30 protein-coding genes are annotated in these 24,490 nt (G+C 67.1%); 13 read left to right on the forward strand and 17 right to left on the reverse strand.

Annotation, left to right across the window (positions count from 1 at the left end):
• Positions 1-241: 241 nt before the first annotated feature.
• From ACOOHB_RS06500 to ACOOHB_RS06520, 5 genes are all read right to left on the reverse strand, one after another.
• On the reverse strand, positions 242-490 hold the full coding sequence (locus tag ACOOHB_RS06500; protein ID WP_420443986.1) for a helix-turn-helix domain-containing protein: 249 nt from the start codon (positions 488-490) through the stop codon (positions 242-244).
• A 510-nt stretch (positions 491-1,000) separates the two neighbouring features.
• A complete protein-coding gene (locus tag ACOOHB_RS06505; RefSeq protein ID WP_420443987.1) occupies positions 1,001-1,225 on the reverse strand; it encodes a hypothetical protein in 225 nt (74 codons plus the stop codon).
• Positions 1,222-2,490, reverse strand: a complete 1,269-nt coding sequence (locus tag ACOOHB_RS06510; RefSeq protein WP_420443988.1) for a (Fe-S)-binding protein — start codon at positions 2,488-2,490, stop codon at positions 1,222-1,224. Before ACOOHB_RS06510 ends, ACOOHB_RS06505 begins: the two co-directional genes overlap by 4 nt.
• Positions 2,487-3,479, reverse strand: coding sequence for an FAD-binding protein (locus ACOOHB_RS06515; RefSeq protein ID WP_420443989.1), 993 nt, complete (start codon positions 3,477-3,479; stop codon positions 2,487-2,489). The genes ACOOHB_RS06510 and ACOOHB_RS06515 overlap by 4 nt, the downstream gene beginning before the upstream one ends.
• Positions 3,476-4,924, reverse strand: coding sequence for an FAD-linked oxidase C-terminal domain-containing protein (locus tag ACOOHB_RS06520; RefSeq protein WP_420443990.1), 1,449 nt, complete (start codon positions 4,922-4,924; stop codon positions 3,476-3,478). The genes ACOOHB_RS06515 and ACOOHB_RS06520 overlap by 4 nt, the downstream gene beginning before the upstream one ends.
• A gap of 57 nt (positions 4,925-4,981) precedes the next feature.
• Here ACOOHB_RS06520 and ACOOHB_RS06525 point away from each other — a divergent pair, with 57 nt between their 5' ends.
• On the forward strand, positions 4,982-5,758 hold the full coding sequence (locus ACOOHB_RS06525; protein WP_420443991.1) for a hypothetical protein: 777 nt from the start codon (positions 4,982-4,984) through the stop codon (positions 5,756-5,758).
• A gap of 67 nt (positions 5,759-5,825) precedes the next feature.
• Here ACOOHB_RS06525 and ACOOHB_RS06530 read toward each other — a convergent pair whose 3' ends face one another.
• The 4 genes from ACOOHB_RS06530 to ACOOHB_RS06545 form a co-directional block, all read right to left on the reverse strand.
• Positions 5,826-6,086 (reverse strand): hypothetical protein, encoded by a 261-nt coding sequence (locus ACOOHB_RS06530; protein WP_420443992.1) that lies wholly within the window; start codon positions 6,084-6,086, stop codon positions 5,826-5,828.
• A 144-nt stretch (positions 6,087-6,230) separates the two neighbouring features.
• Positions 6,231-7,400 carry a ribonuclease D gene (locus ACOOHB_RS06535; protein ID WP_420443993.1) on the reverse strand — a complete coding sequence of 390 codons (1,170 nt, stop codon included), beginning with the start codon at positions 7,398-7,400 and terminating at the stop codon, positions 6,231-6,233.
• Positions 7,397-7,975, reverse strand: a complete 579-nt coding sequence (gene mobA, locus ACOOHB_RS06540) for a molybdenum cofactor guanylyltransferase (protein ID WP_420443994.1) — start codon at positions 7,973-7,975, stop codon at positions 7,397-7,399. Before mobA ends, ACOOHB_RS06535 begins: the two co-directional genes overlap by 4 nt.
• Positions 7,972-8,436, reverse strand: coding sequence for a DUF3151 family protein (locus ACOOHB_RS06545; RefSeq protein ID WP_420443995.1), 465 nt, complete (start codon positions 8,434-8,436; stop codon positions 7,972-7,974). The genes mobA and ACOOHB_RS06545 overlap by 4 nt, the downstream gene beginning before the upstream one ends.
• Positions 8,437-8,593: 157 nt before the next feature.
• Between ACOOHB_RS06545 and ACOOHB_RS06550 the strand changes: the two genes are divergently transcribed.
• Positions 8,594-8,929, forward strand: a complete 336-nt coding sequence (locus tag ACOOHB_RS06550; protein WP_420443996.1) for a hypothetical protein — start codon at positions 8,594-8,596, stop codon at positions 8,927-8,929.
• A gap of 87 nt (positions 8,930-9,016) precedes the next feature.
• On the opposite strand, the gene pyk is transcribed toward ACOOHB_RS06550, so the two are convergent.
• Positions 9,017-10,450 carry a pyruvate kinase gene (gene pyk, locus ACOOHB_RS06555; RefSeq protein WP_420443997.1) on the reverse strand — a complete coding sequence of 478 codons (1,434 nt, stop codon included), beginning with the start codon at positions 10,448-10,450 and terminating at the stop codon, positions 9,017-9,019.
• A gap of 74 nt (positions 10,451-10,524) precedes the next feature.
• On the opposite strand from pyk, the gene ACOOHB_RS06560 reads away from it, so the two are divergent.
• Positions 10,525-11,142: a histidine phosphatase family protein gene (locus tag ACOOHB_RS06560; protein WP_420443998.1), complete on the forward strand. Its 618-nt coding sequence runs from the start codon at positions 10,525-10,527 to the stop codon at positions 11,140-11,142.
• Between the two features lie 44 nt (positions 11,143-11,186).
• Here the strand turns inward: ACOOHB_RS06560 and ACOOHB_RS06565 are convergent, their stop codons facing one another.
• The 3 genes from ACOOHB_RS06565 to ACOOHB_RS06575 all read right to left on the reverse strand — a co-directional run bounded on the left by ACOOHB_RS06565 (position 11,187) and on the right by ACOOHB_RS06575 (position 12,835).
• On the reverse strand, positions 11,187-11,438 hold the full coding sequence (locus ACOOHB_RS06565) for an antitoxin HicB (RefSeq protein WP_419920322.1): 252 nt from the start codon (positions 11,436-11,438) through the stop codon (positions 11,187-11,189).
• Positions 11,431-11,688: a toxin HicA gene (locus tag ACOOHB_RS06570; protein WP_420443999.1), complete on the reverse strand. Its 258-nt coding sequence runs from the start codon at positions 11,686-11,688 to the stop codon at positions 11,431-11,433. Before ACOOHB_RS06570 ends, ACOOHB_RS06565 begins: the two co-directional genes overlap by 8 nt.
• 328 nt (positions 11,689-12,016) lie before the next feature.
• On the reverse strand, positions 12,017-12,835 hold the full coding sequence (locus tag ACOOHB_RS06575) for a SirB1 family protein (RefSeq protein ID WP_420444000.1): 819 nt from the start codon (positions 12,833-12,835) through the stop codon (positions 12,017-12,019).
• Between the two features lie 51 nt (positions 12,836-12,886).
• On the opposite strand from ACOOHB_RS06575, the gene ACOOHB_RS06580 reads away from it, so the two are divergent.
• The 7 genes from ACOOHB_RS06580 to ACOOHB_RS06610 all read left to right on the forward strand — a co-directional run bounded on the left by ACOOHB_RS06580 (position 12,887) and on the right by ACOOHB_RS06610 (position 19,075).
• Complete coding sequence (locus ACOOHB_RS06580) at positions 12,887-13,720, forward strand: glycerophosphodiester phosphodiesterase (protein ID WP_420444001.1); 834 nt, start codon at positions 12,887-12,889, stop codon at positions 13,718-13,720.
• 38 nt (positions 13,721-13,758) lie between these two features.
• Positions 13,759-15,156 carry an FAD-binding oxidoreductase gene (locus tag ACOOHB_RS06585; RefSeq protein ID WP_420444002.1) on the forward strand — a complete coding sequence of 466 codons (1,398 nt, stop codon included), beginning with the start codon at positions 13,759-13,761 and terminating at the stop codon, positions 15,154-15,156.
• A 67-nt stretch (positions 15,157-15,223) separates the two neighbouring features.
• Positions 15,224-15,934 (forward strand): gamma-glutamyltransferase, encoded by a 711-nt coding sequence (locus ACOOHB_RS06590; protein ID WP_420444003.1) that lies wholly within the window; start codon positions 15,224-15,226, stop codon positions 15,932-15,934.
• Positions 15,931-16,824 carry a gamma-glutamyltransferase gene (locus ACOOHB_RS06595; protein WP_420444004.1) on the forward strand — a complete coding sequence of 298 codons (894 nt, stop codon included), beginning with the start codon at positions 15,931-15,933 and terminating at the stop codon, positions 16,822-16,824. The genes ACOOHB_RS06590 and ACOOHB_RS06595 overlap by 4 nt, the downstream gene beginning before the upstream one ends.
• A 435-nt stretch (positions 16,825-17,259) precedes the next feature.
• Positions 17,260-18,213 carry a hypothetical protein gene (locus ACOOHB_RS06600; protein WP_420444005.1) on the forward strand — a complete coding sequence of 318 codons (954 nt, stop codon included), beginning with the start codon at positions 17,260-17,262 and terminating at the stop codon, positions 18,211-18,213.
• Positions 18,168-18,350 carry a hypothetical protein gene (locus ACOOHB_RS06605; RefSeq protein ID WP_420444006.1) on the forward strand — a complete coding sequence of 61 codons (183 nt, stop codon included), beginning with the start codon at positions 18,168-18,170 and terminating at the stop codon, positions 18,348-18,350. Before ACOOHB_RS06600 ends, ACOOHB_RS06605 begins: the two co-directional genes overlap by 46 nt.
• 278 nt (positions 18,351-18,628) lie before the next feature.
• Complete coding sequence (locus ACOOHB_RS06610; RefSeq protein ID WP_420444007.1) at positions 18,629-19,075, forward strand: IS3 family transposase; 447 nt, start codon at positions 18,629-18,631, stop codon at positions 19,073-19,075.
• 161 nt (positions 19,076-19,236) lie between these two features.
• On the opposite strand, the gene ACOOHB_RS06615 is transcribed toward ACOOHB_RS06610, so the two are convergent.
• Positions 19,237-20,316, reverse strand: coding sequence for a hypothetical protein (locus ACOOHB_RS06615; RefSeq protein WP_420444008.1), 1,080 nt, complete (start codon positions 20,314-20,316; stop codon positions 19,237-19,239).
• A 17-nt stretch (positions 20,317-20,333) separates the two neighbouring features.
• Positions 20,334-21,278 (reverse strand): acyltransferase family protein, encoded by a 945-nt coding sequence (locus ACOOHB_RS06620; RefSeq protein WP_420444009.1) that lies wholly within the window; start codon positions 21,276-21,278, stop codon positions 20,334-20,336.
• A 221-nt stretch (positions 21,279-21,499) separates the two neighbouring features.
• Here ACOOHB_RS06620 and ACOOHB_RS06625 point away from each other — a divergent pair, with 221 nt between their 5' ends.
• Both ACOOHB_RS06625 and ACOOHB_RS06630 read left to right on the forward strand, forming a co-directional pair.
• Positions 21,500-22,852 carry an alpha/beta hydrolase family protein gene (locus ACOOHB_RS06625; RefSeq protein ID WP_420444010.1) on the forward strand — a complete coding sequence of 451 codons (1,353 nt, stop codon included), beginning with the start codon at positions 21,500-21,502 and terminating at the stop codon, positions 22,850-22,852.
• Positions 22,853-22,879: 27 nt separating this feature from the next.
• Positions 22,880-23,005: a hypothetical protein gene (locus ACOOHB_RS06630; RefSeq protein ID WP_420444011.1), complete on the forward strand. Its 126-nt coding sequence runs from the start codon at positions 22,880-22,882 to the stop codon at positions 23,003-23,005.
• Between the two features lie 95 nt (positions 23,006-23,100).
• On the opposite strand, the gene ACOOHB_RS06635 is transcribed toward ACOOHB_RS06630, so the two are convergent.
• Positions 23,101-23,400 carry a transposase gene (locus ACOOHB_RS06635; protein ID WP_420444012.1) on the reverse strand — a complete coding sequence of 100 codons (300 nt, stop codon included), beginning with the start codon at positions 23,398-23,400 and terminating at the stop codon, positions 23,101-23,103.
• A complete protein-coding gene (locus ACOOHB_RS06640) occupies positions 23,381-23,536 on the reverse strand; it encodes a hypothetical protein (protein ID WP_420444013.1) in 156 nt (51 codons plus the stop codon). Before ACOOHB_RS06640 ends, ACOOHB_RS06635 begins: the two co-directional genes overlap by 20 nt.
• Here ACOOHB_RS06640 and ACOOHB_RS06645 point away from each other — a divergent pair.
• Positions 23,535-24,395: a transposase gene (locus tag ACOOHB_RS06645; RefSeq protein ID WP_420444014.1), complete on the forward strand. Its 861-nt coding sequence runs from the start codon at positions 23,535-23,537 to the stop codon at positions 24,393-24,395. The two genes, ACOOHB_RS06640 and ACOOHB_RS06645, sit on opposite strands and share 2 nt — an antisense overlap.
• The last annotated feature ends 95 nt before the right edge of the window (positions 24,396-24,490 follow it).

Raw genomic sequence — 24,490 nt, forward strand, 5'->3', positions numbered from 1 at the left:
CGCTGCCTGGGGCAGGCGCCGCGCCAGGCGACACCGAGATTGAGCGCTTGTAAGGGCCGGATCGTTACGCGACTTCGCTGGCAGTAGCGCATCATCGTGCTCGGCGGACCCGCCGCGGTATCCCAAACAGCAATCAACGCCTACCTCAGCACAGGCGAGACCTCGCAGACAGTCGTGCAGCACCACACCGGGGATACCATCGTCGGCTTCCCGTCCGGCTTCACCGCAGCCAGCGGGAACTTCAGCGAAACGTCAGTATCGATAAGGGACGGCGGCCAGCTTGCAGGCCCGAACGCGTCGCGCCCTCGGCGCACGCCGACGCGTGCGCCGAGCGGGCGTCATAGCCCGCCCTGTCGGCGCAGCGGGCCAGCTCGCGATGCACCGTCGACCGATCACGGCCCAGCCGTTGCGCGACGTCCGCGACGCCGCGGCCCGCCCCGAGCGACAACTCGATGAACACCCGCTCATCCAAACTCAGCCTCGCTGCCATACTGGACACCTCCATCGGTCGCTCGCAAGTGTTGGCAACGGTCATCATGACCGTTCACTTGCAACCACCGATGGAGTCCACCCCCTGTCGTCTTGGGTCGAATGGGAGGCATTTGTCCTGGCAGCGTTAACAGAAGGGGCGATCGAAGAAGGCGTTCCCGAAGAGAGCGCCCGGTGTCTCGTCGAAAGTGTCTCCGAAGAGTCAATCAATGCCCTTGCCGATGCCATACTCAATGGGATGTCTGCCGAAATTCTAAGGGAAGAGGGATCCTCGGAAGAGATCTTGCTTGAAGAAACCATGTTCTCGGTTTCGGGAGAAATGCTAGGAGAAATGCCCCGGTGCATGAGACTCAGTGAGTCGGAAGATTCCGGATAGAAGTTGAATCAGTCCGGCAATTGCCCGCCGTCGGTCTGTGCCTTGTCGGGGACGCGCACCAGCCAGTAGGCGGGGTGTGACCTGCTGGGAACGTTGTGGTTCGCGCCGTGAGCGCACTGTCCGTCGTCCCGGCCGCTAGTTGTCGGGATACGCGTCTGACGGACTGACCGACTCGCGCAGAATCGATGCTGCCTTGATCGTGGCCCGGCGGGCGCGGGTGACGCTGCGCTCGAGCCGGGAACGCGCCTCGGAGGTGTCGGCATCTGCAAGGGCACCTTGCAGCAGCTCGATGGACAGCTCGGCGAGCCGTTCAGCAGTGTCATCGAGGCGATCCGCGAGCTCGGTGATCTCGTCGTTCATGCCTGCCTACCCGTGTTCACAGCGAGGTGCTCGGCCACGATCTCGAGCGGATGGCGAACATCGAGGCCCGCAGCACGCAGGTGCAAGGTGCAGCCCGGATTGGCACTGGCGATCACGGCTGCCCCAGTGCGCCCGATGGCAGCCACCTTGCGCTCACGGACAGCGGCGGCGATGTCGGGGTGCTGTTGAGAGTACGCGCCGCCAGCGCCGCAGCACAGTCCGTCGTCGTCGAGCTCGGCAATCTCCACGTAACGGCCGAGCACGGTACGCACCGGCATGTGCGCCTGCTGCACATGGCGCAGGTGACAGGGGTCCTGCACTGCGACACGCATTGTGCCGTTCGCATCCTGAGGCCTCTCCGAACGGGCTGGCAGCTCGTCGATGCGGGAGGCCAGCCACTCGTGAACGTCGAAGACACGCGCACCGAACTGTTGGGCTTCGAGGGTGCCCAGCAGGTGCCCGTACTCCTTCATGGCAGCTCCGCAGCCCGCCGAGTCGACCAGGATCGGGGCCTCTCCGGGCATCGCCGCAATCACCCGCTGCGCGAGGCGGCGAGCGTCGGTGCTGAGACCGGCATGGATGTGCAGCGCCCCGCAGCACGCGGCTCCCGCCGGCGGCAGCGCAACTCCAGCACCAGTCGCCTCGATGACTGCCTGGGCAGCCCGGTGCGTGTCCCGCATCCATGCGTCCATGACGCAGCCGGTGAACAGCCAGACGTCATCGCCGCTCGCTCGGAGCGGTCGCTGGCGCAATGGCACCTTCGGCAGTGCGTCTACTGCGCTCGCTAGCGATCGAAGCGCCCCGATGCGACCAGGCCCACGCGCCGCAGCACGGCCGCGGCCGAGCCGCCTGGCCAGACGCAGCAGGCCGAGCCGCTGAGCGAGCGCCAGCAGTCGGGAGCCCGCCGTAAGCAGGCGTGGCATGCCCAGCACCCGGTAGGCAGCCCGTCGCAGCCGTGGCTGGTACCGAGTCTGGGTCGCGAGCGCTTCGCGGGTGACCTCCATCATGTGGCCGTAGTGCACGTCTGCGGGACAGGCCGTTTCGCAGCCGCGGCACTGAATGCAGGCGTCCATGAACTCCACGAAGGCAGCGTCGGCTTCGCCCCGCTCGACGACATCACGCATCAGGGCAATGCGTCCACGCGGCGATGCCGATTCCTCCCCCGTCACCCGGTATGTCGGGCAGTGCGGCAGGCACATGCCGCAGGCAACGCACGAGGCAAGCGTGTCGCTGTCGATATCGAGCTGCAGGGCGAACGTACTCACCAGGCGCTCCGGCCGGGATTGAGTCGACCCTCAGGGTCCAGCTTCCGCTTCAGTTCAGTCATCAGCGCTGCGTTGGTCGGCGCGACCGCTCCTGGGGGGACCGGCTCGGGTCGATGCACCAACCCCACGCCGACCTCGGCAATCCACTCGCCCGGAGTGCCGGTGAGCGCACGCAGTTCCGACGGTTTCATCGACTCGCGCCCCGCTGCGGGAATCGACGGCCCCCCATCTGCGGGGCCGAAGCCCAGCGGCTCCACCTTGCCCGCTTCGGCTGCGACGTCGCTCGGATCACCCTCCAGCAAGATCCAGGTGCGCGTGCCGTTCCACAGGACGCTGCTGGGCCGGTACAGCAGGCCAAACGCCGCGAACGGATCGCCTACGCCCACCAGCCATTGCGCCGCGGGCGGTACCGGCAAGGTGCGCAGGATCACCTCGGCCAGGCAGCCAAGCGTTCCCAGCGATCCCACCAACAGGCGGGGCAGGTCGTAGCCGGAGACGTTCTTCACCGTGGGTCCGCCGGCGGTGACGACCTTGCCGGCGGCATCGACGTGGCGTGTCTGCAGCACCAGATCGCGGACGTGCCCGTAGCGCAGCCGCCGGTGGCCGCTGAACCCGCAGGCCAGCACGCCGCCGACGGTTGCGGCATCGTCGGCGGGATCGAGCGGGACCATCTGGCCACTGTGTGCGAGGTGTGCAACCAGCACAGCAGCAGGTGTGCCGGCGCCGCAGCGAACCGTCATTTCAGACGGCTCGTGCTCCCAGACGCCTGCTGGCGCCAGCACCTCACGCGTACCGGCCGTCGATTCACCGCCGACTTGGGAATGCGTGCGGGCACCCACCACCGTGACCGGATCGCTGTCGCCGACCTCGCGGGCGAATGCTGTGACTTCGGGCGCGATGTTCGCCGCCAGGCTGGCACCGACCACAGCCGGGCCGGTGCTCGATCCTGTTGCCGGCGGTGCACCGGCGACGGAACTCTGCGCGCTCACACCCAGGCACCTTCTGGCACGTGCTGCCGGAACGAATCGCTGCAGCGCGAGCCTGTCGGTATCACCTTCAGCGGATTGGCGAAGCCATCGGGGTCGAACGTCTCACGCACCAGGTCCTGGGTGTACATGTCGTGGGCGCTGAACAGCATCCCCATGTAGTCCCGCTTCTCCAAGCCGATGCCGTGCTCGCCGCTCAGCACCCCGCCCGCAGCGATGGATGCAGCCACGATGTCGCGCCCGGCAGCCTTCACGCGCTCGTCGACGCCGGGCTGACGCCGGTCGAAGGCCAGGATCGGATGCAGGTTCCCGTCGCCGGCATGGAACACGTTGACCGCTATCAGGTCGTAGGCATCGGCAATCCGGTATACCTGCTCGAGCACCTCTGTGAGCCGCGAGCGGGGCACCACGGTGTCGTGCAGGTAGTAGTCGGGCTTGATCCGCGCCACGGCCCCGAAGGCGTTCTTGCGGCCCTTCCACAGCAACGCCCGCTCCGCGTCGTCGGCCGCAACACGCACATGGCCGGCGTGGTGCCGCTGGGCCACCTCGCGAATGATCTCGACGCCCGCCTCGACACCGCCTGGCAACCCGTCCAGCTCCACCAGCAGGACAGCCGCGGCCTCAGTCGGGTACCCGGCGTGAACGAATGCCTCGACAATCTCGATGGCGCGCTGGTCCATCATCTCCAGCGCAGAGGGCACGAGTCCCGCGGCAATGATTGCACTGACCGCTGCTGAGCCCTCACTGACGTCTTCGAAGTCGAGCAGCAGCGTGCGCACCGACGGCGCGTTCGGCGTGAGCCGCACCGCCGCCTGGGTTGCGATGCCCATGGTGCCCTCCGAGCCCACGAAGAGCCCGCGCAGGTCGAGACCGGGCGCCTCCGCATCCACCCCGCCGAAGGTGGTGGTCTCGCCCGAGGGCAGCACCACTTCGAGGGCGGCGATATGGGCCGTCGTCACCCCGTACGCCAAACAGTGCGGCCCACCCGAGTTGTTGGCGATGTTCCCGCCGATCGAGCAGACCTGCTGGCTGGAGGGATCCGGGGCGAAATGGAATCCGAGCGGCGTCAGGGCGCGGGACAGGTCGAGATTCAGCACCCCCGGCTCGACCCAGGCGACACGGTTGTCGGTGTCGACCTCGACGATACGGTCCATCTTGGCGGTGGCGATGACCACCGGGTTGCCCACGGGCACCGCTCCCCCGGACAGGCCGGTTCCCGAGCCGCGAGCCAGAAAAGCCCGCTCGTGATGCCGGCAGATGCGCACGATCTCGGCGACCTCCGTGGCGGTGTCCGGCAGGCAGACGATGGCTGGGAGGCTGCCCTCGATCGAGCCGTCGCGCCGGTACAGGCCGCGCTCGAAGTCGTTGTCGCGTGCCCGGTCGCCGAGCACGCTGCGCAGGTCGGCCAACAGGGCCGCGTCCGCTGCCGCATCGACCGCTGGAGCCACGGCGTGACCGTACCCGACAGACAGGGCGGACCGGCTATGCAAATAGGATCGCCGCCGATGGCTTCCGAAATCGCCGACGCCGATATCGGACCGGGCCCGAACAGCGGGAGCCCCAGCAGCGACGCGCGAGAGTGGCTCTCGCTCGAGGATCCGCACGAGCACCGCACATGGCTGTTCGACGTGACATTCCTCACCAGCACCTGGACGTGCATCTACGGTGCTGGCTGCCCGGGCATCGACCCCGAACCGGCCCCAGAGCTCGCCTTGGGCTGCTGTACCCATGGCGCGTATGTGACCAGTGATGATGATCTCGCGCACGTCCGCTCGATGATGGCCGAGCTGGATGCCGAGATCTGGCAGCTTCACTGCGATCCCGCCGAAGCTCTCTGGCAGGACAGCGATGGCTGGTGGCGTACCCGCGTGGTGGACGGGGCGTGCGTGTTCGCCAACCGGGCCGGCCATCCCGCCGGCACCGGCTGCGCATTCCACCTGCTGGCGCAGCGGACCGGTCGGCGGCCGATGGACACCAAGCCCGAGATCTGTTGGCAGGCCCCGCTGCGCCGCGAGGACCACGAGACCGTCACCGGCCACGTCTACACGATGGTGCGCGAATGGGAGCTACGGGACTGGGGCGGGCCCGACACCGACGTGTCGTGGTGGTGTACCTCGCAGGCACAGGCCCATGTCGGCAGCAGGCCTGTGTACCGAGTCCTGCGCGACGAGCTGACGGCCATCTGCGGGGCCGGCATCTACTCCGAGCTGCGTTCCGATCTCGACGAGCGCGTCAATTCCGCCCAGCTGCTTCCCCATCCGGCCGTTCGTCACCGCAACTGAACCAGTCCGCGATGCGTGCCGCCCCGAAGGCACCGCTGGCGGCGAGATACGGCAGCGGCGCTGAATTTCAGGCGTTCTCGCGCTGCGGAGCTTCTTCTTCGTCGCTGGAATCGAAGTCGGCGTACTTGGCTTCAAGGTCCGGGTAGTCGTCGTCGTACTTGTCGGCGAGATGACCGTACTGGTCATCGGGAGCCGAATCCTCGTCATCGAACTCCACGCCGAAACGGTCCGAGTTGTCGAAGTCGTAGTCCTCGACGGTGAAACGCTCCGCGGTGGCTCGCTGGAACTTGCGAGCCTCCTCGTAGCGGCGATGTCGACCCTTCTTCACCGGCTGGCTCCTCGTGCTCGACTGTGAGGCCTCGCTTGCCTTCATCCGCTTGCCCGTAGCCGCGTCGGATGAGGCACTTGTGTTCTACGAAGTGCCCCGTCACCCTACCGTCCAGGGAACCCCGCTGCGTGGCATACCCGGTGGTCAGGCGCATCCGCCCCGCCGGGGTTCGAGCTGCAGACCCGCCGACGGATCGAATGCCAACGCGGCCTCTCCAGCCAGCAATGACCGGATCCCATCGCCCACCGCTTCGGCCCGCCAGCCGGTCCCGAGGCGGGACGCTGGGTCGCCCGCGAGCAACGCAGCGATATCGGAGCGAGTGGCCAGCAAACTGCGGTCGATGCCACGAGAGCGAGCAACCTCGTCCACCCAGGCTGCGACCAGGGGCACCGCTGGCTGCAGTGCAGCATCCACGTTTGGTCCCCCGCCCAGCGCACTGGCGGGAATGTCGCCCGGTGCCATGTCCAGACCGCGCTTCACCTCGGCGATGATCCGATCGCCGGCCGCCCCACGGAGCTGGTTGCCGTCCACGCCGCGCAGTCCTTGCAACTCACGAACGCTCGCAGGTGACCGTTGCGCAATGGACAGCAGCGCCATGTCCGACAGAACGAAGCGCAGCGGAAGGTCGCGATCGCTGGCGGTTCGCTCCCGCCACGCAGCCAGCCGGTACGCCACCGCACGCTGAGAGCCGCGGAGCTGGCGTGCGCCCTTGATGCGGGCCCACGCCTGTTCGGGATCCGGGGGCGCAGCGGGCGGGCGGCGCCACATCTCGCACTCGTCAAGCGCCCACTGCCACCTACCTCGCTCCGTCAGGCGGGAGCGAAGCTCGTCATGAAGCTGCGCCAGGTAGGCGACGTCGTCGGCCGCGTACCGTCGCTGAGCCGTTCGCAGCGGTCGTTGGAACCAGTCGGCCAGGCGGTCGCCCTTGGTCAATCGCACTCCGAGGAGGCGTTCAGTCAACGCAGCCAGCGACGGGGTGCTCATGCCCAGGAATCCTGCGGCAACTTGGGTATCGAAGAGCTTCGCCGGAATTGCACCGCACTCTTGGGACAGAACCTCAATGTCCTGTGCGCAGGCGTGCATCACGATCACCACATCGGAAGCAAGCACAGAACCCAAGTCCGCAATATCGGTCGCGGTGGGATCGATAAGGGCGATCTGGTCATCGAATGCGATCTGTACCAGAGCAAGCTGGGGGCGGTAGCTGCGCTCGCGATGAAATTCGGTGTCCACTCCGATGCGCTCAGTCGCCAGAAGGTCGGCGATCAGCGCCTCGAGCGCAGCCTGGGAGTCCACCCATAGGTGACCGCTCATGATGCTTGGGGCCCGGTCGCCGATCGAGCGGACAGGATCACCTCGGCGGTGGCGAGATCTGCGAGTGTGTTCACATTCAGCACGTCGGCCGCTGCGACCGGCACGGTCGGCACGCTCGTGCTGTCGAGCACGGCCTTAGGTCCGCGGGCACCGGCCCTCAGGCCCTCCCGCAGTACCGGAAGCGACTCGCGGGCGTAGTGGCCGATCAGGGGCTCGAGCCGGTCGCTGCGCGCGAGAACAACCGGCGCGCCCGTCTGGTGAGCGAGCTCGACAAGAGCGACCAGCAGGTCGGGCGGCACGGTCGGCACGTCGGTTGGGCATACAAGAACATCGCCGTGGCGTTCGAGCGCATCGACGAGACCCCCAAGCGGGCCCGCTCCCGGCGCGCTGTCGGCTTCGGCCGCGAGCGGCGGCGGCGGACTGCCGCCCTGTGCAACGACTGGGTGCGCGCCGGCCGTTCGCAGTGCCTCTGCAACCCACAGGGCGAGCGGTCGGCCCGCCGCCTCAAGAGTGGACTTGTCGCTGCCCATGCGCGTGGAGGCTCCGCCGCACAGCACGACGCCGGCAGGGCTCACGCCTGCGGCCACTCACCCATGGGCGGCTCACCACCGGGGTCGAGCTGGACCAGGAACCCGGCACATCTTTCGGCCTCATCGCGCTCGCCGATGGCAGCGGCGGAGCGACCCAGGCCCAGTAGCGCCCACAGAAAGCCATGATTGGTGGGCTCCGCCCAGCGCACGTAGCCACTGCCCCGCCACCCAGCTGCCCGCAGCGCGTCCAAGCCGCGGTGATACCCCACCCGGCAATAGGCATACGCCTCGACATGGCGGCCCTCGCTCGCAGCGCATCGGCCCAGCTCCGCCCAGGCCTCCAGCAGCCGCGGCCAGCGGGCCGCAACCGTTGCGAGGGCGGCACCCCGCTCGGCCATTGGCTGTCCCAAGGCTGCTTCCCACGCCGCCGCAGCCGCTGGCGGAGCTGGGTCCAGGACCGTCTCGGGCAGGCCGCCGGGGCGCAAGTCGATGGGGGTGGCAGCCATGGCACGATCCTCGCGAGCGTCAACGAACTCAGTTGGACTCTACTGAGCCCCCTGAGACTGATCCGGGACTGCGTCGGGATTGAAACAGGGACTGAGTCAAGATTGAGTCCGGAGCGGTCCCCGTGCGCCGGGGGAAGGCTGCGTACTCTCTGTTTGGGTGCTGCCCGAATGGCTCGATGCCGACCGTCTGAGCATCGCACTCGTCGGCGGCATCGCCTCGCTGGTGGTCGCAGCAATCGTGGCTCTGCGGTTGATTCGGCGGCTTGTGCTGGCCGTGCTCATCTCGGTGGTGCTCGTCGGCGCCGCCGCAATGCTGGCCGTGCAGTGGTCGGGCTTGCGGGACTGTCAAGAAACGTGCTCGTGCGACGTCTTCGGACGCACGGTGCAGGTTCCGGAAAATCCGCTGTGTGGTCCGGATCGCATCAACCTGGACCGCATCGAACTGGGTCGGGACAATTCGGGCCGCCCCAACGTCGACCTCGGCTTCGGGTAGCCCGTGGTCGCCGAACTTCTTGTTTCCCGCTCTTGTTCGCTGCGCTCACGGGCCGCTCGGGCCACGGCTTCGCCTGTCGGCTCAGCCTCAGGGCACGCGCATGGCGCGCAGGTTGTCAGTGGCGTGAGACTCGGGGCTCGAGCCCGAGACCACCACCACCATGTCGCCGGATCGCACCATCCCGGTCCGTGCCGCAGCGTGCACAGCTTCGATAGCTGACTCGGCCGGGGTCAGGCGTTCACCGAAGACCAGCGGCCGGGTCCCCCACGACAGCGAGAGCTGCATCGCCGTGCGGGGCTCTGGCGTGAGACCCAGCAGCGGCATCGACGGGCGGAATCTGGCCATGCTGCGTGCGGTGAAACCTGACCGGCTCAGACAGATAATCGCCTGAGCGCCCAGCTCGGTCGCGAGTCTCGACGCCGCCTGGGTGATGCCGTCAGTCACGCGCATGTAATCGGCGGCGCGATCGTCACGCCGGCGCACCGACAGCAGCCGGTTCCACCAAGCCTCATAGTCAAAGCGCTCGTCGGCTCGCTCGGTAATGCGCGCCATGGTCCGCACGGCATTCACGGGATCGTGCCCGATCGCCGTCTCGCCGCTCAGCATCACCGCAGACGTTCCGTCGAACACCGCGTTGGCGATGTCGGAGGCCTCGGCTCGGGTCGGCACTGGCGAGTGCAGCAGCGATTCCAGCATCTGCGTCGCCGTAATGGCCGGTCGGCCTTGCGCGACGCAGGCCTCGATGATCCGCTTCTGCAGATGCGGCAATTCCTCGATGTTGCACTCCGCGCCCAGATCGCCGCGGGCCACCATGACCGCCGAGGACGCCTCGATGATCCCATCGAGGTTCTCCACGGCTGCGTTGGTCTCGATCTTGGCCACCAGCAGCGGGCCACGCGGGTGCGGCTCGACGCCCAGTCGCCGCATGTCGTGAGCCGAGCGCACGAACGACAGAGCGACCATGTCGGTGCCCATGTCGATGAACGTGTCGGCCAGCTTCAGATCGTGCGGGGTCGGCGTGCTCATGCGCAATTTGGACGAGTCGACATGCAAGCCGGGCCGGCCTTCGAGGTGGCCGCCGTGCAGAACGCGGGTCTTGAGGGCGTTGGAGGCACGATCCTCGATCACCAGGACGACGTTGCCGTCGCCGAAGGACAGTTGATCGCCTGGGCCCACGTCGGTCAGCAGGCCCTCATAGTCGACGACCAGCCGGTCGGCGGTGCTCGCGTCGCCTTCGATGCCCAGCGAGAGCACGGCGTCTTGAGCAATCTCGCAGCCGCCCTCAGGGAACGGCATACAGCGGACCTTGGGACCCGGAAGGTCAATCAGGATTCCGATGTGTCGCCCGGACTCCTGCGAGACGACACGCAGCCGCCGGAACGTCTCGACTTGCTCGTCGAGCGTGCCGTGAGCCAGGCTGAGGCGCCAGACGTCAACGCCCGCCTCGATCAGGGCCCGCATGGTTGCCTCGTCGCTGCAGGCTGGTCCGACGCTGGCGATGATCTTGGTCCGTCTTGCCATGTGATACCACCGTACCGCTCACGTCAAGCCATCCAGCCAACGTGAATCGCTGCCGCCCAATAGGGTCACCCGCCGTGGAACTTGTCTTCGTCCGCCACGGCCAACCGGAACTTGTCGTGCGCCACGACGGGCAGCCCGCAGATCCGCCGCTGTCACAGATCGGCCGGCAGCAGGCTGACGCAGTCGCGGGGTGGATGGCGGAGATGGGCATCGATGCGCTGTACAGCAGCCCAATGCGCCGAGCGCTGGAAACCGCCGAGGCCATCGGCGCCGCCACCGGTTTGAGACCAGCGGTGCGCGACGGCTTGAGCGAGTTCGACCGTGACTCCCCCGCATACGTCCCGATGGAAGTGATGAAGGAAACCGACCGTGAGCAGTGGAACGAGCTGGCGAGCGGCTCGTTCGGTGACGCTGAACGGTCCGCCCTCTTCGTTGCGACCGCCAACAGCGCCGTCGACGAGATCGTCGCTGATCACCGCAGCCAGCGTGTGGCCGTGGCTTGCCACGGTGGCGTCGTGAACGCCTACCTTGCCCGCTGCCTCGGCTTCGACACCGAGACGTTTCTGCGCTTCGACGTCGACTACACGTCGGTGACACGAGTCTTCGCCTCGAGCCGCGGTCATCGCAGCGTGCTCTCGGTCAACGAGCGCACCCACCTGCGGGGACGCCCCGACCTGGCCATCGGCTTGTAGCCCGCACGCCTCGCTTCGGCCCCAGGGCTGCCCGCCGGCCTAGTTCAACTGGTCGAGCCGACTGCTGCGTCGAGAAACCGGGCGTCGAAGGCATCCCAAGGGAGCGGCCGTGGCAGCGGCTCGCCGTTGCTTTGCAGGTCGGCCACGATGTCATCCACCAGCACACGAATACCGCGGAGGCAGTCTGCCTCTGTCGGTGCGACGTGGCTCACAAGCAGGAACCCGTTGCACACGCCGATCCAGGCATCGTCTTCATCCGACCACGACGCTCGGTACTGGTACCGAGGTTCATTCATTGCTGGCCTCCATCAAGTCGATGGCACGCAGGATCTGACGCACCTGATACGGCTTCGCGTCTCCGCTGTGGTTCTGGATGTTCACTCTTGGAAGGCCCTGCCAAGGTGTCCGGTAGATCAGGTGGCTCCCGCTGCGCCGAGGCTCGCCGAAGTATACGCGACACACCCTGGCCAGATCGGAGAAGCGCACCCCCGTCTGGCTCGTCCTCCACTTCGCGAGCGTCTCCTGAGCCCTGTCGAATTCGGTCAACCTGCCTCCGTCGCGAAGAACGGCATGGAATGCCGACGATCTCAGAAATCGATGGAAATTTCAAATATTTTCAATGTGTTTCAGTTCGATGCGGGGGTCGCTCGTGCCGCTGCCGCTGTTGAGCATGGCCCCCCGCCCGCCGGGAATCCCGCCGAGCGTCCGCGACAGGCTCAGCGCAATCCGCAGAATCTCGTCGACTGCATGTCAGCTCGCTGGATCCACGCAGGACAGGCAGCGAGCAGCGTTGCGCAGCGCGGCGGGCGAGAAGGTCGGTGCCAATGCCCTAGTTGTCGATGTGTGCGCCGTTGTCGGTGACGTTCGACCGCTGTCAGTTCAGCTGGGCCCAGAGGCGCACTGCTGCGTTGTTGAGGTGTTCGGCATCGCTGCCGCCGAACCGTTCCGCGGCTGCTTCCAGGGTCCGGGCACCCTCGTCGGGCCGTCCCAGCGTTGCCAGCGCCTGACCCAGCCGTATGAACTCGTCGAGCGGGCAACCGGGCAGCCGCGTCAGGAGTTCCAGCACAGCCACCAGCGACGGCGCATCGGGTTGACGAATATGCAGCGTCCGCAGGTTGTTCAGCATTCGCAGCAAGATCCCCCCCGGCGGTGTCGGCTGGAGGAACGAAGCGTCGAAGGGCTGCCGTGGCTCGAAGCGGGTGAAGATCTCCACAGCACCAGCGTGGTCGATAAAGCGGCCGTCGAAAGCGTCGATGAAGATCTCCGGATCGGGGGTGCCGACCAGGAAATGGCCCGGCATGCCGACACCGTGCAGCACGACACCGGCGCGGCGAGCCACTTCGATCGTGACCACAGCCAGCGTGATCGGTATCCCCAGCCGCCGCGAGACCACGAGGTCGAGGTAGCTGTTCGCCGGATCTGCGAAGCGGCCCCGATTGGGGCCGAACCCTTCGTCGTCGAAGAGCAGCTCGACGACGGCGTTCGGCGTGGGCTCGCGGACCGCTGCACCGAGACGGTCCAGCTCGGCCAACGCCGCAGCTTCGTCGACCCCCTCTGGTCGGCAATGGGCTGCGATGCTCAGCGCCGCCCGGTCGAGCGGCACCGGTTCGCTGACCGCCCACGTGGCAAAAGCATCTGCTGGCGACGGATGGTCGCCCTCGGGATCGGTTGCCCCAGTCTCGCCATCAGACATCGACACGACGGTACCGGCGGCACTGCACTGCCTGGCGGCGATACTTGCGCTGTGACGTCGCATCATCCGTACCTGGACGAACCGGGTCCGGTGCCGATCGCCCACCGCGGCGGCAGTGCCGTGTGGCCGCAGAACACGATGGCCGCATTCGAGGGAGCAGTCGGCCTCGGATACCGCTATCTCGAGACCGATGTGCAAGCGACGTCCGACGGAGTGCTCGCGATCTTTCACGACAAAGAGCTCGCGCAGAGCTCGGATCGTCACGGACGCATCTCGGAGATGACTTGGAGCGAAGTGTCTCAAATCCGCGTCGACGGCGAGCCGATTCCCCGACTCGAGGAGCTGCTTGACACGTTCGACGATGTGCGCATCAGCATCGATCCCAAGACCGATGCCGCCGTTGAACCGTTGATCGAGGCGCTGAGACGGCCAGGCGTGCTCGACCGTGTATGTGTGGGCTCATTCTCAGACGCCAGGCTGGCTCGCTTGAACCAAGCCTTCGGCGATGGGGTCTGCTTGAGCTTCAGTCCCCGTGAGATCGCCCGCCTCGCGGCGCTCAGCGGCGTGGGCTTTCCGGCCCACCCGAGCCTGAGACCGCGGCTCGGGTCGCGGAGCCGACTGCTGCAGAGGCGCCCGTTCCGTGGCCGCATCGCTTCGATCCCGCTGCGGCGAGGCCCCATCCCGCTCGCGACCCGCCGCCTGGTCGACTATGCGCACCGGGCCGGACTGACCGTGCACGTGTGGACGATCGACGATCCCGCCGAGATGGACCGCCTGCTCGACATCGGTGTCGACGGCATCATGACCGACGAGCCGAGGGTTCTGCTCGAGGTCATGACAGAGCGGGAAAACAGGCCCGAAGGTGGCGAAGGGATTGGGCCATGAGAGTCGGTTCATGAGGTTCGAGTCATGAGCTTGGGGACATGAGCATTGGCGCGATCGATCCGGCTGTCGTTGACGAGCTCACGGGGATCGTGGGCAAGGCGCACGTCCTGTGCGACCCCGAGATCACAGCGAGTTATTCCGTCGACTGGACCCGCCGTTTCGAGGGCTCGACGCCGCTGGTGGTGCGTCCCGCTGACACCGGCGAGACGGCCGCCGTGATGGCGGTGCTGGCAGCCGCTCACATTGCCGTCGTGCCTCAAGGTGGCAATACCGGACTCGTCGGCGGCAGCGTGCCGCTCTCAGGCGAAGCCGTGCTGTCGTTGCGGCGTCTGGACTTCTGCGAGCCAGTGGACGAGCTGGCGTCCCAGGTGACGGTAGGCGCCGGGGTCACGCTGGCCGATGCCCAATCCCATGCTGCAGCGGCCGGACTCACCGTCGGTGTGGACCTCGCCGCACGCGACTCGGCAACGATCGGCGGCATGGTTGCCACCAATGCCGGAGGCATCAACGTGCTGCGGTACGGCGCCATGCGTGCCCAGGTCGTCGGGATCGAAGCAGTGCTCGCCAACGGCTCGATCGTGAGCCACCTTGCAGGCCTGGAGAAGGACAACACCGGCTACGACCTCGGAAGCCTGCTGGCGGGCAGCGAGGGCACGCTGGGTGTCATCACGCGGGTGCGGCTGCGCTTGCACCCTCAACAGCCCGAGCGCGCGACCGCCCTGCTGGCCTTCGAAACTGCCCAGGACGCTGTCGCCGCCGCTGCGGCACTGCGCCGGACCGTCGCCTCGCTGCACGCGCTGGAAGCCGTATTCGACACGGCGATGGCGCTCGTGTCGGCCCACTTGGGCGTCGCCCCTCCCGTCGGCCGCCTTGCCAGTGGCTCCAGCGGTGCCGCGTGGCTGATCGCCGAGGCTGCTGCACGCACCGATCCCAGCGACGAGCTCGGCACTGCCGTGGACGAGCTCGCCGATCTCGTGGTCGATGCGGCAGTGGCGCTCGACCCTGCTGCCCGCCAGCGGCTGTGGGCATTCCGCGAGAACGTCACCGAGGCGATTTCGGCGGCCGGCATCCCCCACAAGCTGGACGTGACGCTGCCAGCGGCTCGACTCGCCGAGTTCGTGGACGGCGTCCCCCAAGTCGTCCGGGCGGCTGACCCCGACGCCCAGCCGCTGCTGTTCGGCCACCTCGGTGACGGCAACGTGCACGTCAACGTGCTCGGTCCCGGCGGGGCTGAACCTGCCGAAGAGGTGGACGAAGCCGTGCTGCGGTACGTCGCCGAACTCGGCGGGAGCATCTCGGCCGAGCACGGCATCGGCACGGCCAAGCTCGGACAACTGCACCTCAACCGCACCGAGGCTGAGCTGGCCGCGTTCAGCGCCATCAAACGAGCGCTCGACCCGGAGGGCTTGCTCAATCCCAACGTGCTGCTGCCCTGACGACCCACACGGCCACGACCAGTCAGTCCGGAGGCAGGTGTCGCTGGGTGGGTCTACCGTTCGATCCATGAGTCGATCCCGACCGCAGGTTCCGTTCGCCACCCGCTACGCCCGCAGCGGCATGGTGTGCAGCGTCGACCACCTCGCAAGCGAAGCCGGAGTGTCACTGCTGCGTGCCGGCGGCTCAGCGGCCGACGCTGCGGTGGCCGCCTCCGCGGTGCTTGCGGTCACCACCCAGCACATGTGCGGCATGGGCGGCGACCTGTGGGCGCTCGTCCATCACACTGACGGCGAGGCCCCCGCCGCGCTCAATGCCAGCGGTCGGGCCGGGAGCGGTGCCGACCCCGATGGGTTGCGTGCCGAGGGCCGAACGCGGATGCGCTTCCGCTCCGACATCCGCAGTGTCCCGATTCCCGGGTGCGTCGACGGGTGGGTGAGCCTGCACGAACGGTTCGGGCGAGCGCCCCTGGCCGAGGTGCTGGCTCCTGCTATCGATCTCGCGAGCGGAGGCTTTCCCCTCTCGCCCCATGGCGCGACTGCGACCTCGCTGCTCGACGGCGTCGCGAACTCCGAGGACTACTCGCCACAGAGCCAACCAGGCGACCTCATTGCCCGGTCGGGCGCCGGTACAGCGCTGCGCGAGATCGCCGACGGCGGCCGGGAGGCCTACTACGAAGGCGACTTCGGCCGGGATCTCATCGAACTGGGCTCCGGCGAATACACCGCAGCGGACTTGGCCCGCTCGCAAGCCGACTGGGTGACGCCGCTGAGCACGTGAGTGCGTGGGACCACAGCGTCTGGACCGTGCCGCCGAATTCGCAGGGCTACCTCACCCTTGCCGGCGCCTGGATCGCCGCGGGACTGGACCTGCCATCGGATCCGGACGATCCGCTTTTCGCCCACCTGCTGGCCGAAGCGGCCAAACAAGCGGGCTGGGATCGGCCCGAGGTGCTCTCAGACACCGCAGACGGCGCCGCTCTGATTGCGCCCGACCGGCTCGCGCCGCGCCGTGCGGCAATCTCGCCAGACGCCGTGGCACCGCTCGGCGCCGGGACCGGGACTGGTGACACGATGTACCTCGCGGCGGTGGACGCCGACCGCATGGGCGTCTCGCTGATCCAGTCGAATGCGGGAGGCTGGGGTGTGGGGCTGTGGACCCCGACACACCGCATCAGCCTGCACAACCGAGGGATCGGCTTCAATCTGACCGAGGGCCATCCCGCCGAGTACGGACCAGGGCGCCGTCCGCCACACACTCTTGCCCCCGCAATCGTCCAGCGCGCAGACGGCTCCCTGCGCTCGGTAGTGGGGACCATGGGAGGCGATGCCCAGCCGCAGGTTCTGCTGCAGGTGCTGGCCCGCTCGCTGTGTCTCGGCTCCGATCCGGCGGCGTCGATCGGTTCTGGACGTTGGCGCTGGGGAGCGGCCGAGGGAACAGGCTTCGACACGTGGGCCGACCCCGGCAACGTCGAACTGCGGATCGAGGGCCATGCGGCGTGGGCGAGCGCCGACGGCGTCGCCGACCTGGGTCGGCGCGGCCACCGGGTCGGCACCGACGGCCCGCACGACAACTCCTACGGGCATGCGCATCTCATCGAGGTGCACGACGGTGTCCTCGCCGGCGCTGCCGACCCTCGGGCGCTGACCGGTTCGGCTGCGGGTTACTGACGAGCAATCCGCATCTGCGTGGCATCTAAGCCACCGTGTTCGGGGATGGGTTGCCTCCCCCAGTTGACCGGTCACCTCGATCAGGAGGCAGTCATGTCAACGATGCAGGAACAGCAGGGAGATGGGGCGGTGTTGCCGCCGACCTGACCCGATGGACTGCCTACAACCTCCGGACCGTCGCCCACACCCTCAACACCCGGCCACGCAATACCCTCGACTGGCGCACACCCGCCGAAGCCCTCAACGAGCACCAAACCTCGCTCCAACAGACCAGTGTTGCAACGACCGATTGAATCCGGCCAATAGCAGGCTCAGAAATTCAAGAAGTCGAAGTGTCCGGTAGAGAGTGCCCGACCGAGACACCAAGTCTGTGGTTCTCTGGGCACTGTTGCGCTTGGCCAGACGGTCAGCACATGCACAGGAGGTGCACCTGCGATGTCCAACAACTTCACGGCCGGGGTTGCGGGTGCAGCGTTCGTGATTGCGGTGCTCGCGCTGTTCGTCTCGTTGCGCGACACCGACTATCAGGTACCGGCTCCAGCCGACGTCACCGCCGCCCAGGCGCCCTCAACCTCAGAAGTCCCCGATCAGCCTGTTCAGGCGACCGTTGCCGAGACCTCGCAGACTGTCGCCGGTACGGTCCCCCTCGTCACCGTCGCACCAGAGACCACGCTGACGCCCACCACGACCATTGCGGCACCCGGCACCACAGAGGAGCTGCCCGGCGAGCCGTCGGAATTCGGACCCGCGGCCGGCACACAGCTGGGAATCGTCGGCATCCGACACACCAGCGCTCTCAACGTACGCGACACGCCCAACGGAACAATCGTCGCCAAGCTGAATCTGCGGCTCGGAGGACAGGGCGACCAGGTTCTGCAAGTCCGTGACGTCGACGCAGGGGTGGTTCTCGGGTCGTTGAGCGTCGACGGCCTCACCGCGACAGGCCGCAGTCGCGACTTGCGCACCTCCACGTGGCACGAGATCCAAGCCGGCCCAATCTTGGGCTGGGCCAGCAGCCGTTATCTCGCTGCGCTGTCCCCCCAGGCACGCCTCAGTGCGATCGACGAAGTCACGAGCCAGCTCGGCGCAGCACCGACGGCGGCAACGCTGACCGAGCTCGGCAACACGATCGCAGCGGTGTTCAAGTCCGACGAGCCGCCCTCGAACGTCGTAGCCAGCGGGGTACCGAGCGGGTCCGGCGGAGTCGCCGGGATCATCATCGACGTCGTGGGCCTGCCTGATGATTCGATTCACGGCTCGGCAACACGATCGCAGCGGTGTTCTCCGACGAGCCGCCCTCGAACGTCGTATCCGGCGGAGTCGCCGGGATCATCATCGACGTCGTGGGCCTGCCTGATGATTCGATTCACGGCTACCGGCTGCACATAACCGCCACCTCAAGCGGTGGCTCGTCGGGAGACGACGACACAGACGCCGAAGCAAGAACGTTCACGCTCCAGGAGGTCTTCGCCACGCCTCTGTGCTACAGCGAACGCGGCGTCAGCGACAGCGGCCTCTGCAACTAGCAAGGAGCTGCCCAAGGCATCGGTGCTGATGACGTCGTACTCGGTGCGCTCGCAATGTAAGCGGCTGCGCCAGGGACCTGTTGCTTAAGCGGCTGCTCGAGCACGAGATCTCGGACCGGTTCCTCGCCGCGGTGGCACGCCAGACCGCCGCTGCACCCACTCACCGTTGGTGGCGAACGAATCGGTCGGCCTGCACACGTCGACCGTCCAACTGGACCGGTTGTGAGGGGTCCCTGTCAGGTGAACGGCCGGGGTCGCGCACTCGGGCCGAGGCGGCCTTGGCGGCAGAGATCGGTGAGATCCATGCCGCCTCGGGCGGCACCTATGGGTCGCCTCGGGTGACCGCTGAGCTGCGAGCCAGAGGGCATCGGGTGAACCCCAAGCGTGTCGCCAGGCTCATGAGAGCCCACCAGATCGCCGAGATCCGCCCGCGGCGGCCCAAGCGCACCACCACACCGGCACGCTCGGCGCCGAAGCTGCCCGATCTGGTAGGCCGCCGGTTCGCTCCCGGCGCCCCGGACCGGGCGTGGGTGTCGGACATCACCTACGTGCGCACCGACCAAGGCTGGCTGTACCTGGCGGTGGTGCTCGACCTGGGCAGCCGCCTGCTGCTGGGCTATCAGATGAGCGACCGAATCGACACCAGCCTGGACTGCCGGACACCCGACGAATACGAAGCCCACTACCGTGACACCGCGGTCAACCAGCCCGTCTTAACCGCCTGACCGGTCAACGGGGGGAAGCGCCGATGCGAATCGCGGCGCCCCCGCAACGTCACCGCAACCGCCGGGAACCGCATTCTCCAGGTCACTTGGAGAAAGCCGCTGTGGACCAGAGAACCCCAAGCCAACGGCTACCTCGTGCAATGGAATGGCCCCGGCGAGGACTACAACTCCGGGAAGACGCCCACGTGGAGGTGATCGTGGTGAACCTCGTCGGTGAAGTTGTGCGCAACCGCGTCGTCGAACCGCCACGGACTTCCGAACTCCCTGATGTCATGCCGCGACACCAGCCACTCGGATAGCGCATAGATCGATGACGTCGCGTCGTGCGAGTCGATTACCAGCTCCGAGTCCACTTCGTGGATGTCGACCGCCCGGCCCACCGTGTGATTGCTTAACCTACCCGTTCCGAACACGTTGTGCGGGTGTCCCGTTTTCAACACGATGACGGAGTAGGGGGTTCGCTCGGCGATGTCGAGCATCGCCTCGAGCAGCGCATGATCGGTGTCCCCGGAGTAGATGTCCCAGATCGCCGAATCGGGGAGGTCGATTCGGGGATCGTCGACCACCGAGGCGGCGAGGGGCGAGAGGTCCGCAGGCCGAGCGACCGGCTGACCTCCGGCCGAAGCGAGCTCCTCGAACTCCCACGCACCCGAAGCGCCCCGCATAAGGCGCACGTCCATCGTCCGGGTCTCGGCTCGCTCGGCATCCGCTGTGCCCTCCCCACCCAATTCCTGGTGGATCACGACCATTATCGAGATCCGGTCGTCAAAGTGACCGCCGAGTTGGGCGTACTCGATCGTGCCGCGTGACCACATCCCGGGGTGATGCACGGTCGCCGCCCCCCTCGCGAGCGCGTCGGCACGAGCAGGATCGGCTGTCACGCCCGCCGCCAATTCATTCACCGACGAGTCCGGGCCGTAGTTCGTGATCTGGTAGGCCACCACGGCACCGAGCCGCTTGGCGTCGGCCTGCACCTCATTGGGCGAAGGCTCGAACTGGTTCGGGAATGGAGGAGGTGCAACTGGCGCCGCGGACACGTCCTCTACCGGTTCGGTCGTCGTTGTGACCCCGCCGTCCGTCTCGTTCGGTGCCGGCACGTCGACCGCCCCGTCACCGTCGACGGGAATGGCAGGAGCATCACCGTCTGCCGTGATCTCCCTTTCGTACACCGTCACGACGGAGATCGCGAAGATCAAAGCAACGGCCAGAGCGAGCCATTGTCGGAAGGGGGATCTCTTCATGGCGCCGGCCGTTACGCCTATAGCGCTGGAAGAGTCCGAGCCTGACCCTTCCGCCTTGCCGCCCAGCGCAGGACCGGCTGTTCGAGGAGATACCACGAGGCGGTGGTCGCCGTGACGGTGAGGACGAGGGCCAGCCAGAGGGCGATGTCAGAGCGGATGAACACGTAGTGCCAGAGGTAGAGCCCGAAGGACAATTCGGCGACCCGCAACAGGACCCGGTTCGCCAACCATACGGGGCCAGTCAGCGCGTACTGGACCGTGAGCGCACTGAGCGCCAGGGCCACGAAACCGCCCCAGAGAACGGTTGTGCCCGTGCTGCCGAATGCGGGCACCAGCATCAGCGCCAGCAGCGCCGGAACCGACCACCTCGCGAACCGCCACGTGGTGGGCCGAGCGACGGCCAGATAACACCCCACCAGAAGTGCCGCAGCGTTGGTGTCGGTCGCGTTGTACACCCAGCCTGGCGACATGACTTCGATCGCGATTGCTCTCCAGGCGATGGCAGCCAGCGCCAGGCCTCCGACGATGCGGGTCCGATGCCTGGCTCGTATTGCAGCGATGGCGAGCGGCCACAGCACGTAAAAGTGGGCGATCACCGCGATGAACCAGGTGTGCGTCAGCCGCTCCAGGTCGAGACCTTCGATTCGCGCATAGTTGGCGTAGAAGCCGAGCACCGCAATCAAGTGGGACCAGTCGGTCCCGACTGCGACCATTGCGAGACAGACGGCCAGAAGGACAGGAAGCAGTCGGAGCACTCGTTGTCGATAGAACGAGCCGAGGTCGACCCGACCGGTCCGGTCCATCTCGGCACACAGCGAGCCGGTGACCACGTAGCCCGACAAGACGAAGAACAGGGAGACACCGTAGTGCCCTGCAGGCACGACGGCACTGTCGATGTGGTAGCCGACCACTACCGCAATTGCTACGGCGCGCAATCCATCGAGCGCGGGGATCCGTCGCATCGCACCTCCTAGCTAGCAGGCTGCTGAAAAGCCGCTTTCCGATATATGCCCAACGCCCTGACCTGTGGCTTTGCCGTCGTCCATCCGCGATTTCAGTACTTTTTCAGCAGCCTGCTAGTGCTACTCCCGCAGCGCAGATCAGCGGACGATAACTTATCGCCAGCCGGAGCGCAGAGCCTGCGCTGAAAGGACGGCGGGAGGTACCTCCGACGCCCAACAGCATGGAAACAACCCGACGCATAGGAGTCACAATTGCGGTTTTCCTGCTGCTGAACCTGCTGTCCGCCGACGGCCGTGATGCCGTCGGGTCCGCGACTGACGCCGGATTCGCGCGGCAAGTTGTGGAGACCACGGCGGCCCCTCGGATCGTGACCGTCCCCCATACGGCGGCGGCTCCCCCTACGGCGACCGTCCCCCATACGGCGGCGGCCCCTCGGATCGTGACCGTCCCCCATACGGCGGCGGCTCCCCCCTACGGCGGAGGCTCCCCCTACGGCGATGGCTCCCCCTCCCCGACCACCACGACCACAACAACAACGACTCTGCCGCCACTCGATCCTCTGACATTCGAATCGCTTGACCGGATCAACATGATCCGCGACTTCAGCAAATACGTGTCCTCCGGCCGGTCCCGGTGGGAGCGGTCGGTCCCAGGAATCGAGCAGCTTCGAATTATTTCGACCGCGGACGGCGCCGAACAACCCGTCTTCTGGCTGGCTCCGAGTGGCGACCGCGATCAGCCCGTGTTGGTGATATTGCACTCCTGGAGCGCCCCGTACACCCAACACGCCGGGATTCCCTTTGCGATGTGGGCCCAGGAAAATGGTTGGGCAGTCATCGTCCCCGAGTTCCGAGGAAAGAACGACGACGCCGACGCGGTCGGATCCGACTTGGCGGTCCAGGACACGGTGGATGCGATCGACTATGCCGTCGCCCAGGCAGGGGTGGATACCAATCGGGTGTACGTCGTCGGCTACTCCGGCGGCGGGATGATGGGGCTCCTCCTTGCTGGGCGACACCCTGACAAGGTCAGCGCGGTCTCGGTCTGGGGGCCGCCGCATGACCTCGTGGAGTTCTACGAGCACGCGAGGAGGAAGGGTCTGGGCTATGCCAGCGACATCAGGCGGGCCTGCGGAGGTGACCCGAGGGACGCCGGCTCGGCGCAGGAGGAGTGTCTGACCCGTAGTCCGGCGACGTACCTGGAGGCGGCCCGCGACCAGGCGGTCCCGATCTTCATCGCTCAGGGCATCCGCGATCAGTTCGTGCCCCCGAGTGTGGGCGCCGAGGTGTTCAATCAGCTGGCCCACCCCGACGACCGCCTCAGCGCTGAGGAGGTGGACCTTTTCGGTCGGGGGAGGGTTCCCGGCCATCTGTCGATCACAACCGAGACCTACTTCGGGGACGGAGACCCCGCCCCCGTATTCGCCCGACAGTCGGGTCGAGCCTTGCTCGTCTACTTCCAGTCAAGCCACGAAATGGTCTACAATGCGAGTGCACGGTGGTTCGCAAGCGATCCTCAGCTAGGCAAGCGATCCTCGCTAGCGAACGTCGCCCGGTCGAAGGCACCGGTGTGAGCCGCGCCGCAAAGGTAGGTTAGGCCGATGCCCGTTCTGAGGAAGCGGCTCGTCGCCGGGTTACTGGCGGCAGCGATGTTGTTCACCGTCGTCGCGTGCAGCAGTGACGACCCGAGTCCAAGCGAGCCCGACACCCCGCAGCTCGGCTCCTAGGCCTGAATCTAGGCCTGCGCTCCAAAGTGGCGTGTCGGAGGGGGGTACGAACGGGGTCTCACGCTGAGCTTCCCCCCGGATCGTGGAGGGTTGGTTTAGGCTGCGTTGGCTAGTTCGTAGTCTATTGGGCTGGTCATGTTGCTGGTTGAGTGGAGCCATTTTCTGTTGTACCAGGTGTCGATCCAGACAGCGATGTCTCGGCGGGCCTGGTCGCGGGTGCGCCAGCGGCGCCGTGATATGAGCTCGTGCTGGAGCGTCGAGATGAACGATTCGGCGGCGGCGTTGTCGAGCGCGCAGCCGACGCGTCCCATCGATTGGGTGATCTTGAGCTTGGCGCAGGCCGCGGCGAACGCGTCGGAGGTGTATTGGCTGGACTCAATCGGTCGTCGCAACACCGGCTTGTTGTAGCGAGCGTAGATGTTCGTCGGAAGCGTCGAAACGGGACTTGACCTCGACGTCCAGTTCAGCTCTGCGCCGCTGAGCGGGCGTCGGGGGCCGGTCCCGCCACTTGTAGAACGTCGACGGGGCCATGGTCTGCTCCACCGCGGACGGAGAGCCGCTGTGGATCACCCAGCGGCCCGGCAGCGCCGCCGCGAACGACATCGCCGATCATCTCGAAGTGATCGACGCCGCGGTGGGGACGCTGCCCGAGCCCGACGCCGTGGGTCACCGCGAAGGCGACCGGGGCAGCCTCGTGGAACGCCCGCTGGTGGTGCGCATCGTCGCCGCGGGCTGCTCGCCCAGACTCGCCGCAAAGCCGCGGGACCGCAACATCGGCTATGCGGTGTCGGCGAGGTCCGCTGCGGGCGTCCAAGCAGCTATCAGCAGCGCTTTGGGCGAGCCGGGCCGCTGGCACAACGCCCCAAAGCGCGCCGGCCAGCGCAAACGGCGCGGCGCTCAGGTCGCGGACCTCACCGACCTCGCGGACCTGTCGGGCTGGCCCGACCGCACCCGGCTGATCGTGCGCCGCGAGCCGCGCCATCCCGGGGCGCAGCGCAGCCTGTTCCCCAGTGAGAACTTCCGCTACTGGGGATTCCTCACCGACCAGGCGGGCGACACCGCACAGCTGGACAAGCTGATGCGCTCACACGCCGACGCCGAGAACGCCGTGCGCCGGCTCAAACACAGCGGCCTAGCGCGCATGCCGTTCACCGACTGGCACGCGAACAGCACCTGGGCAGCCATGTGCATGACCGGCCTCATGCTCGTGGGATGGTTCCAAACAGCCTGCCTCACCGGAGCGCTCGCCAAAGCGGCCCCCAAACGGCTCCGCAGCCAGCTATGGCACCTGCCCGCCCTGGTGTGCCACAGCGCACGGCGCGTCCGTTTGCGGCTGCCCGAACAGCACCCCGGCGCCCGAGCACTGCTCGCCATAGCCCACCCCCGCTGAACCCCCAGCCGACCTGCTCCCTGATTCACTCTGGGTTTTGCGCAGGCTCCAGAGATTGGAGCAAGCATGGGAGCCATGAGCACAGAAGCGAGCGT

Source organism: Candidatus Poriferisodalis sp. (assembly GCF_965215815.1).
GTDB lineage: Bacteria > Actinomycetota > Acidimicrobiia > Acidimicrobiales > Poriferisodalaceae > Poriferisodalis.

Excerpts from the sequence above, each read along its gene's own strand:
- ACOOHB_RS06525 (WP_420443991.1), top strand. The coding sequence starts at position 4,982 with ATGGCTTCCGAAATCGCCGACGCCGATATCGGACCGGGCCCGAACAGC.
- ACOOHB_RS06535 (WP_420443993.1), bottom strand. The coding sequence starts at position 7,400 with ATGAGCGGTCACCTATGGGTGGACTCCCAGGCTGCGCTCGAGGCGCTG.
- ACOOHB_RS06545 (WP_420443995.1), bottom strand. The coding sequence starts at position 8,436 with ATGGCTGCCACCCCCATCGACTTGCGCCCCGGCGGCCTGCCCGAGACG.
- ACOOHB_RS06505 (WP_420443987.1), bottom strand. The coding sequence starts at position 1,225 with ATGAACGACGAGATCACCGAGCTCGCGGATCGCCTCGATGACACTGCT.
- ACOOHB_RS06565 (WP_419920322.1), bottom strand. The coding sequence starts at position 11,438 with ATGAATGAACCTCGGTACCAGTACCGAGCGTCGTGGTCGGATGAAGAC.
- ACOOHB_RS06620 (WP_420444009.1), bottom strand. The coding sequence starts at position 21,278 with ATGCGACGGATCCCCGCGCTCGATGGATTGCGCGCCGTAGCAATTGCG.
- ACOOHB_RS06590 (WP_420444003.1), top strand. The coding sequence starts at position 15,224 with ATGAGTCGATCCCGACCGCAGGTTCCGTTCGCCACCCGCTACGCCCGC.
- pyk (WP_420443997.1), bottom strand. The coding sequence starts at position 10,450 with ATGGCAAGACGGACCAAGATCATCGCCAGCGTCGGACCAGCCTGCAGC.
- ACOOHB_RS06640 (WP_420444013.1), bottom strand. The coding sequence starts at position 23,536 with ATGGCCCCGTCGACGTTCTACAAGTGGCGGGACCGGCCCCCGACGCCC.
- ACOOHB_RS06575 (WP_420444000.1), bottom strand. The coding sequence starts at position 12,835 with ATGTCTGATGGCGAGACTGGGGCAACCGATCCCGAGGGCGACCATCCG.
- ACOOHB_RS06645 (WP_420444014.1), top strand. The coding sequence starts at position 23,535 with ATGGTCTGCTCCACCGCGGACGGAGAGCCGCTGTGGATCACCCAGCGG.
- ACOOHB_RS06585 (WP_420444002.1), top strand. The coding sequence starts at position 13,759 with ATGAGCATTGGCGCGATCGATCCGGCTGTCGTTGACGAGCTCACGGGG.
- ACOOHB_RS06625 (WP_420444010.1), top strand. The coding sequence starts at position 21,500 with ATGGAAACAACCCGACGCATAGGAGTCACAATTGCGGTTTTCCTGCTG.
- ACOOHB_RS06630 (WP_420444011.1), top strand. The coding sequence starts at position 22,880 with ATGCCCGTTCTGAGGAAGCGGCTCGTCGCCGGGTTACTGGCGGCAGCG.
- ACOOHB_RS06500 (WP_420443986.1), bottom strand. The coding sequence starts at position 490 with ATGGCAGCGAGGCTGAGTTTGGATGAGCGGGTGTTCATCGAGTTGTCG.
- ACOOHB_RS06615 (WP_420444008.1), bottom strand. The coding sequence starts at position 20,316 with ATGAAGAGATCCCCCTTCCGACAATGGCTCGCTCTGGCCGTTGCTTTG.
- ACOOHB_RS06600 (WP_420444005.1), top strand. The coding sequence starts at position 17,260 with ATGTCCAACAACTTCACGGCCGGGGTTGCGGGTGCAGCGTTCGTGATT.